This window comes from Rhizobacter sp. P3_B12 (assembly GCF_056402895.1).
Window position 1 is genome coordinate 1 of record NZ_JBFUGN010001286.1, and the last position, 1,410, is coordinate 1,410.

General features: G+C 70.4%; 1 protein-coding gene. It reads left to right on the top strand.

Annotation, left to right across the window (positions count from 1 at the left end; all coding sequences use genetic code 11):
- Positions 1–1,410: tetratricopeptide repeat protein (locus AC1D01_RS34575; protein WP_477874013.1), on the top strand; the 1,410-nt coding region annotated here is incomplete at both ends.

Genomic DNA, 1,410 nt, shown 5'->3' on the forward strand with positions numbered 1-1,410 from the left:
GTGCAAGACCCGTACTACGGCGAGACGCTGTACCAGTTCTACCAGGGCCGCTATTTCTCGTCGATCMCCGGGCTGATGGTGTCGCAGCATTTCGGCCGTGTCTCGCACCATGCCGATGAAGCCGAGATCCTGCGCGGCGGCCTGCTGCTGTCGTACGGCCTGCACCGCGAGGCCGGCGAGATCTTCGCGCAGCTGATCGAGAAGGGCGCGCCGCCGGCGGTGCGCGACCGCGCCTGGTTCTACCTCGCGAAGATCCGCTACCAGCGCGGCTTCCTGCCCGAGGCCCAGGAGGCGCTCGGCCGCATCGAGAAGAACCTGCCGCCCGAGCTCGAGGAAGAGCGCGGGCTGCTGAGCGCCAACGTGCTGATGGCGCGCGAAGATTTCGCCGGCGCCGCGGCGCAGTTGGAGGCGATGGCCAAAGTGCCCGATCCCGGCAAGATGCCCGGCGGCACCAACGCGACGCGCTATGCGCGCTTCAACCTCGGTGTCGCGCTGATCCGCACCGGCGATGCCGAACGCGGCAACCAGCTGCTCGAGACCCTCGGCACGGCGCCCGCGCCCGACGAGGAGACGCGCAGCCTGCGCGACAAGGCCAACGTCGCGCTCGGCTTCGCCGCGCTGCAGGACAACAAGCCCGAGGCCGCGCTGATCCACCTGGAGCGCGTGCGGCTGAGCGGCATGCAGGCCAACAAGGCGCTGCTCGGCTTCGGCTGGGCCCAGGCCGCGCTGAAGCAGCCCAAGCGGGCCTTGGTGCCGTGGCAGGAACTCGCGCTGCGCGACCCGGGCGACTCGGCCGTGCTCGAGGCGATGATCGCGGTGCCGTATGYGTACGCCGAGGCCGGTGCGAGCGGCCAGTCGCTCGACCGCTACAACGAGGCCATCGCGTCGTTCGAGCGCGAGAACACCAACCTCGACCAGTCGATCACCGCGATCCGCGCCGGCAAGCTGCTCGACGGCCTGCTCGAGCGCAATCCCGGCGAGGAGATGGGCTGGTTCTGGAACATCGGCGAGYTGCCCGAGATGCCGCACGCCAACCACCTGGCGCCGCTGCTCGCGCAGCACTCGTTCCAGGAAGCCTTCAAGAACTGGCGCGACCTGCAGTTCCTGCGCAGCAACCTGCTGCAGTGGCAGGACAGCCTCGGCGTGTTCAGCGACATGCTCGCCAACCGCCGCCAGGCCTATGCCGAGCGGCTGCCGAAGGTTCGCGCGAAGGCCGCCGACGGCGGGCTGGACGTGCTGCAGAAGCGGCTCGACGAGATCACGACCGAACTCGCCCGCATCGAGACCGACGGCGATGCCGCGGCGCTGGCCGACGAGCAGCAGGTGGCGCTGCAGGCGCGCGTCGAGCACATCCGCGCGCCGCTCGAGAAGGCCGGCGACCTGCCCGAAGCGGTGGCGGCGCGCGAGCGC